We start from the raw sequence: 7,364 nt of genomic DNA on the forward strand, positions 1-7,364 counted from the left end.
CGCGAATGTTTCCATCCATTTCTGTCGGCTTTACGTCGACAGTTCGACGGTTTTGAAGTCGGCCGGCAGGATCACTTCCAGCAGCTCGACGTCGTCGGAATAGTCGAGGATCATGTGCCGGATCTTCGGCGGCTGGGTCCAGCAGCTGCCCTCCTGCATCAGCGTCTCGCCGACGCCTTCGAGGTAGCTCTTCACCCAGCCCTTGAGCACATAGACCATCTGGAAGTCGACCGCATGGGTGTGCAGCTTGGAGACTTCCTGCGGATTGCACGGCGGCAGCATGCGGATGACATGCGCGCGCGCCAGCCCGTGAGTCGCGTCGGCGATGCCGAGGTCGCGGTAAACAGCATAGGCGCGCAAGCCGTCGGCCTTGAAGTCCTCCTCGCGGTGATGGCTGATGGCGACCTTCTGTTTGCGCCGGCGCGGCGCCGGCGCTGGTCGCCCCTTGCTCGCGAGCGCCTTGCGCGCCGAGGGTTTCGCCACCCTTCCCGGCTTGGCAGGCGCCGCGAAGGCGGTCTTCGCCGTCGGCTTTGTCTTTGCGGTTTTTCGCGGCGCGGCTTTCGCGGCGGCGCGTGATGCTGATTTGGCGGTGCGGCTCTTCTTGGCCATGGCGCTCTCCCTGCGTGTCCTCGCACGCGAGGATAGCACAACCTGCCGCTTTGCGGTTCGACCGATCGACGACCTCAACAGGGCCGAGGCAGCGCTTAACCCGGATGAGCGAAACGACATCCGGGGACTCACGCGCGTCCGCGTTGAACCCGGATATCGCTTCGCTCACCCGGGCTACGCGTCGGCCTCAATGCAGCCGGAACACGCCGTCGACGGCGCGCAGCTCGGCCGGCTTGATCAGCTTGGAATGCGCCACCGTGACCGAGTACAGCGGACCCTCGATCTTCTCCTGCCAGAACGCCAGGAAGTCCTGCAGCGCGGGGAATTTCGGAAACAGGTCGTAGTTCTGCCAGACGTAGGTCTGCAGCAGCGAGCGGTGATCCGGCATCCGATACAGGATCTGCGCCGTCGTCAGCCCGTAACCCAGCACCTGTTTCCGAAAGTCCTCGGAAACCTCAACCTTCGACACCATGCCAACCTCCGTTTCTGGAGCGCATGTCCGTGTGGCCAACCGGGATGGAGCCACCCGGCAAAGATGCGCTCACTGCCAAGAAATGTGACGCATGTCCTCAACCCATCTCAAGCTTAAATGTTTAACGACATGTTGAAAAATGCTGCATTAGCAGCCACTTAGCCCAGGTGCTAATACGGGGTTTCATGGTTCGTTCCGCTCCCGTTAACGCTATCGGAACGCTTTGGCAGAGCCCGCAGTTGACTGCTAATTTTTCTGCTACAAGCCCTTGTCCGGCTGAATGCTCTCCCCTAAATCCAGCCCACGTGCTGGCACTCGCCGGCACCGACTGCCAAAATTCCAGAAACTGACAATCGCCTCAATAGCTTAGGAGGACTGTATGGCTTTCCGTCCGCTTCACGACCGCGTCGTGGTCAAGCGCATCGACGCCGAAGAGAAGACCGCTGGCGGCATCATCATCCCCGACTCGGCCAAGGAGAAGCCCTCGCAGGGCGAAGTGATCGCGGTGGGCCCGGGCGCCCGCGACGAGAGCGGCAAGCTGGTCCCGCTCGACGTCCAGGTCGGTGATCGCGTGCTGTTCGGCAAGTGGTCGGGCACCGAGGTCAAGATCGACGGCCAGGAGCTGCTGATCATGAAGGAAAGCGACATCATGGGCGTGCTCACCGACACCGCGTCGAAGAAGAAGGCCGCCTAAGCCAACCCGCTCAACGCTCACCCTGAGGAGCGCCTGCGGGCGCCCTGCCCAGGGTGAGACGACCAATTCAACTCAGGGAAACCCAATATGTCAGCAAAAGACGTTAAGTTCGGCGTCGACGCCCGCGATCGCATGCTGCGCGGCGTGGACATCCTCGCCAATGCCGTCAAGGTCACGCTCGGCCCGAAGGGCCGCAACGTCGTCCTCGACAAGTCGTTCGGCGCTCCCCGCATCACCAAGGACGGCGTCACCGTCGCCAAGGAGATCGAGCTCGACGACAAGTTCGAGAACATGGGCGCACAGATGGTGCGCGAAGTCGCCTCCAAGTCCGCTGATGCGGCCGGCGACGGCACCACCACCGCGACCGTGCTGGCCCAGGCCATCGTGCGCGAAGGCGCCAAGGCGGTTGCCGCCGGCATGAACCCGATGGATCTGAAGCGCGGCATCGACCTCGCGGTCGAGGCGGTCGTTGCAGACCTCGTCAAGAACTCCAAGAAGGTCACGTCGAACGACGAGATCGCCCAGGTCGGCACCATCTCCGCCAACGGCGACGCCGAGATCGGCAAGTTCCTGGCCGACGCCATGAAGAAGGTCGGCAACGAGGGTGTCATCACCGTCGAGGAAGCCAAGTCGCTCGAGACCGAGCTCGACGTGGTCGAGGGCATGCAGTTCGACCGCGGCTACATCTCGCCCTACTTCGTCACCAACGCCGACAAGATGCGCGTCGAGATGGATGACGCCTACATCCTGATCAACGAGAAGAAGCTCTCCTCGCTGAACGAGCTGCTGCCGCTGCTCGAGGCCGTGGTGCAGACCGGCAAGCCGCTGGTGATCGTCGCCGAGGACGTCGAGGGCGAGGCGCTGGCCACCCTGGTCGTCAACCGCCTGCGTGGCGGCCTGAAGGTCGCGGCCGTCAAGGCGCCGGGCTTCGGCGATCGCCGCAAGGCCATGCTGCAGGACATCGCGATCCTGACCGGCGGCCAGGCGATCTCGGAAGACCTCGGCATCAAGCTCGAGAACGTCAACCTCTCCATGCTCGGCCGCGCCAAGAAGGTGATGATCGACAAGGAGAACACCACGATCGTCAACGGCGCCGGCAAGAAGGCCGACATCGAGGCGCGCGTTCAGCAGATCAAGGCGCAGATCGAGGAGACCACCTCGGACTACGACCGTGAGAAGCTGCAGGAGCGTCTGGCCAAGCTCGCGGGCGGCGTCGCGGTGATCCGCGTCGGCGGCGCGACCGAGGTCGAGGTCAAGGAGCGCAAGGATCGCGTGGATGACGCGATGCATGCGACCCGCGCGGCTGTCGAGGAAGGCATCCTGCCGGGCGGCGGCGTCGCCCTGCTGCGTGCTTCCGAGCAGCTCAAGGGCCTGCGCACCAAGAACGACGACCAGAAGACCGGCATCGAGATCGTCCGCAAGGCGCTCTCCGCCCCGGCCCGCCAGATCGCGATCAACGCGGGCGAGGACGGCTCGGTCATCGTCGGCAAGATCCTGGAGAAGGACCAGTACGCCTACGGCTTCGACAGCCAGACCGGCGAGTACGGCAACCTGGTCTCCAAGGGCATCATCGACCCGACCAAGGTGGTTCGCGCCGCGATCCAGAACGCCGCCTCCGTGGCTGCGCTGCTGATCACGACCGAAGCCATGGTCGCCGAGCTGCCGAAGAAGAACGCCGGCGGCCCCGCAATGCCTCCGGGCGGCGGCATGGGCGGCATGGACTTCTAAGGTCCGACGCACTCAACGGAATGCGAAACCCCGGCGGAAACGCCGGGGTTTTCGTTTGTACTGGAATTGTCGAATCGCCAGCCTCGGTTTCGGGCTCGTGCCCCGATGCATTCAATGCGTAGTTCGGATGAGCGCACGCCGCATCCCGAAGGGCGCGGGCGGAAGCGACATCCGGGGTCTCACGAACCGCGCCGGTGATCCCGCATGTCGCTTCGCTCATGCGGGGCTACGGGTTCGCGTCCGCCCTACTTCACCATCGTCCCGATCCGCTCGAAACGGATCCGGCCCGGCTCGCCTTTCTCGGCGCGGGCGGCGGAGAAAAAGATCATGGCGGCGCGGCCGATCACGTTCTCGATCGGCACATAGCCGATCTGGGACAGGACGCGGCTGTCGGTCGAGTTGTCGCGGTTGTCGCCGAGCATGAACAGCCGGCCGTCCGGCACAACGAAGACGTTGGTGTTGTCGAAGAAGCCGTGGCTGACGCAATCCAGCGTCTCGTAGCTCACGCCATTCGGCAAGGTCTCGCGCCAGCGCGTGACGCGCTCGTTCGCATCGCCCCCGCAGGCCGCCTCTCCGGTCAGATCCTCGACGCGCTCCCGCTCGACGGCCGTATCGTTGATGTAGAGCACTCCGTCCTTCATCTGGACGCGATCGCCGGGCAGTCCGACGACGCGCTTGATATAGACGGTCGCATTGTCTTTCGGCAGGAAGAACGCGACGACATCACCGCGCGCAGGTGTCGCGCCCCAGATACGCGCCGACGGCGGCAACGAGGAAGGCCATGACAACGGCCAAGTGAAGCGGCTGTAGCCGTAGGGATATTTCGACACGAAGAAGACATCGCCGACGCGAAGCGTTGGAATGTTCGAGGATGAAGGAATGTTGAACGGCTGATACAGGAAGGAGCGGATCAGCACCGGCGAGGCCAGCAGCAGGCTCAGCAGCGCGAAGCCCGCGATGAAGATCGCCGCGATCGCCCACCACGGCTCGCGCTTCGGCCCGATTGCACCCGCATCCAGGCTCGTCATCGCGTCTCCCCCCTTCTTCACAGCCTGAGGATGATGGAAGGCCCGGCCATGCGCAATCGCCAAATGAACCGGCGGCCACGCGGCCGCTGATCACCTCCGGCGCCTGCCGCCCCGTCAACAGGAGGCCGCCCGTGGGCGACCTCACCGATTTGGAGTCTTCACCGCCCCTTCCGCCACGGCGCGTCGGCTTCCCAGTCACCGGCCATGATCGAGCCGTAAGGGATCACCTCGTCGGTCACCTCGCCGAGGCCGTAGCGTGCGATCTGCGCCCGTACCGACGCCGCGTTCTTGTAGGCCTGCGGCAGCTCCGACAAATCAGGCTTGCCGCAATAGAACCGCGCATCGATGCCCTCGGGCATCTCCGGGCGATGCGCGCGCAAAAACGCCTTCCGACCGAGATTGCGGCCAGCGCCGTGCGGCGCGAAGCCGAGCGCATCCTTGTTGTCGCGATGCTTCAGGATCAGCACCGGCTCGGCCATGTTGAGCGGCACGATCGTGCGTCCGTCATCGTCAGCCGAGAAGCCGGACCAGTTCGGCGTCGCCCCCTTGCCGTGGTAGAACAGGCCGTCGCTCTTCTGGAAGACGAAGTTGTGCTCGTTCCAGAACCGGTCGGCGACGGCGTTGCCGAGCTTCGCCGCAGCGAGATCGTGAATCGCGTGGTGATTGGCCCTGGTCCACAGCCGCGCGACCTGCAACGCCTCCCAATAGGCGCGGCCGTCGTCGCTCGACGCCTTGATCCAGGCGCTGTGCTCCGGGACCTTCGGCGCATGGATCGCGGTGTGCCGCTTCGCCACCGCCATGCCGCGCTTGTAGAGCTGTGCGCCGAAGCCGCGCGAGCCGTGATGCGTCACCAGCGCCGCCTGCCCGGTCGACCTGAGATGGCCGACATAGGCGAAGTGGTTGCCGTCGCCCTGCGTGGCGAAGTGGCCGATCGCGAAGCGCTCGAGCCCCTTCAGGAAGGGATTGGCCTCGAACCCTGCCATCACCTCGTCGGGCGGCTGATGCAGCCGGTCGCGTCCGCCGGGACCGAAATGGGTCACGGCGTGAACCGCATCGAGAATGCGCTTGGGATCGTCCTTGCGCGCGAACACCGTCACCGCCACCGAGCAGCAAATGTCGGAGGAATGGAAGCCCGGATGGATCGCGTCCTCACAGGCGACCACGCCGCCGACCGGGATGGTGCCGAGCGCCGTTCCCGACGGACAGGCGTCCGGCATCACGGCGCCGGCTACGATGGTCGGCACCCGCATCAACGCATCCATGTGCTGGGTCACCGCCGCGACATTGGCGCGCTCCAGCTCGTTGTCGGCCTCGATCAGCATCGCGAACGGCACGCCGTTGGTGCGCATCAGCGTCTCCGCCGGCTGCAGTTCCTGCAGCGCGGCGAAGATCGCGTCATCATCGGCGCCATCGGCCCGCATCGCATTGGCCGTCGCCAGTCCCTCCTTGAACCAGCGACCGGGCTTGAAGCCCCAGGCGATCAGGGTGTTTCCGTCGATCATCTTGCTACTCTCACATGTCCAGCCGGAGCTTTGTCGTGCCCCGATCCACCTGCGTTCACCTCGCGGGATGCCGCCCGTGGGCGGCTCCCTCCACTGGTCGACGACGTCACGTTCGTACGAACGCAGCGCCGATGAGCCGACGGCTCCGTCCGCGAGGGCGCAGGCGGGAGCGACATCCGGGGGGGGCTCACGAGCTTCGCCGGAGAACCCGCATGTCGCTGACGCTCGTGCGGGCTAAACGTTCCGCCGATACATCACGTCGGTCCGCAGCACGTATTTGCGGCCCTTCGTCACGGGATCACCACGATGCATGATCGGGTGCTGGAACAGCAGCGCCATGCCCCTCTCCGGCGTGATGAGCAAAGGACCGTCCGGCATCCGACCTGTGTCGTCGCAAAACGACGTTCTGCCACCCTCGAAGTCATCGTTGAGATAGACCATGAAGGTGAACTGGCTGCGCTCGCCATTGTCGCGCTCGAAATGACCGTCGCGATGCCAGTCGAACTTTTGTCCGACGTCGTAGCGATAAAGTCGCAACCGTTCGTTCAGCCCGACCGGCGTCCAGCGATGCTGAAACGAGGGCGCCAGATGCACGGCGAGCCGCTCGTAGAGCTCTCGTGCACGATCGGCATCGTCAACGATCACGCGGTCGTTGTTGCGATGATCCTTCACGCCGCGAGGCGCAAACAAAGTCGCCGCCTCGAACCCCATCGATTCACCCATGCGAATGTATTCCTCGCACTCAGCAGCGCCGAAGAAATTCGAGATCGTCTCGATGTTGTCGGCTCGCCAGGTGATATCAGTCATCGCTCGCTCCTCCATGAGATTGGAAGCCGCCCGTGGGCGGCCTCTCTTATCGGTCACGCCGCATCCGGCGCCTTCAGCCGGACCAACCGCGTCAGCAGCGCATCGAGGCCGGCGCCGTCGCCGGCATGCAGGTCGATGCGGCCGACCTTCTCGACCAGGCGCTCCAGCGACTCCAGCTCCTTGAGCCGCAGCAGCAGCGGGTTCTCCTCCATCAGCCTGGCGGTGTTCAGGAGCGAGCGCGTCGCCGCGGTCTCCTCCTGGCGACGGATCAGGTTGGCCTTGGCCAGCCGCTCCGCCTCCACCACCTTGTTGACGAGCTCGCGGATCTCGCCGGGCAGGATCACGTCCTTCACGCCGAGCTCCGTCACCTCCACGCCCGAGCCGCCGAGCCGCGCGCGCACGTAGTCGCGCAGCTCGGCATCGAGCGAGGCCTTGGCGGCCAGCACCTCGTCGAGCGTGCGTGACGCCACCGCCTCGCGGATCGCGAACTGCACCAGCCGGTACAGCCACGCATCCACATCGGG

8 protein-coding genes are annotated in these 7,364 nt (G+C 64.9%); 2 read left to right on the top strand and 6 right to left on the bottom strand.

The genetic code is table 11. The features are described 5' to 3' along the window. Positions 1-30 precede the first annotated feature (30 nt). Complete coding sequence (locus QX039_RS16545; protein WP_315737447.1) at positions 31-609, bottom strand: cupin domain-containing protein; 579 nt, start codon at positions 607-609, stop codon at positions 31-33. A 187-nt stretch (positions 610-796) separates the two neighbouring features. Next, a complete protein-coding gene (locus tag QX039_RS16550) occupies positions 797-1,081 on the bottom strand; it encodes an usg protein (RefSeq protein WP_315714735.1) in 285 nt (94 codons plus the stop codon). A 379-nt stretch (positions 1,082-1,460) separates the two neighbouring features. Here QX039_RS16550 and groES point away from each other — a divergent pair, with 379 nt between their 5' ends. Together groES and groL are read left to right on the top strand one after the other, a co-directional pair. Beyond that, the gene (gene groES, locus QX039_RS16555) at positions 1,461-1,775 is read left to right on the top strand and encodes a co-chaperone GroES (protein WP_008966485.1); all 315 of its coding nucleotides are present in this window, start codon (positions 1,461-1,463) and stop codon (positions 1,773-1,775) included. A gap of 87 nt (positions 1,776-1,862) precedes the next feature. Beyond that, positions 1,863-3,503: a chaperonin GroEL gene (groL, locus tag QX039_RS16560; protein ID WP_315714737.1), complete on the top strand. Its 1,641-nt coding sequence runs from the start codon at positions 1,863-1,865 to the stop codon at positions 3,501-3,503. Between the two features lie 245 nt (positions 3,504-3,748). Here the strand turns inward: groL and lepB are convergent, their stop codons facing one another. The 4 genes from lepB to QX039_RS16580 all read right to left on the bottom strand — a co-directional run. After that, positions 3,749-4,531 carry a signal peptidase I gene (gene lepB, locus QX039_RS16565; RefSeq protein WP_316185302.1) on the bottom strand — a complete coding sequence of 261 codons (783 nt, stop codon included), beginning with the start codon at positions 4,529-4,531 and terminating at the stop codon, positions 3,749-3,751. A 158-nt stretch (positions 4,532-4,689) separates the two neighbouring features. Then, on the bottom strand, positions 4,690-6,033 hold the full coding sequence (locus QX039_RS16570; protein ID WP_315749400.1) for an RtcB family protein: 1,344 nt from the start codon (positions 6,031-6,033) through the stop codon (positions 4,690-4,692). Positions 6,034-6,267: 234 nt separating this feature from the next. Further along, entirely contained in the window at positions 6,268-6,840 is a 573-nt protein-coding gene (locus QX039_RS16575; RefSeq protein ID WP_316185299.1) for a 2OG-Fe(II) oxygenase, read from the bottom strand. 53 nt (positions 6,841-6,893) lie between these two features. Then, positions 6,894-7,364: slipin family protein (locus QX039_RS16580; protein WP_316219515.1), on the bottom strand; the 471-nt coding region annotated here is incomplete at its 5' end.

Source organism: Bradyrhizobium sp. SZCCHNR1043 (assembly GCF_032489675.1).
GTDB lineage: Bacteria > Pseudomonadota > Alphaproteobacteria > Rhizobiales > Xanthobacteraceae > Bradyrhizobium.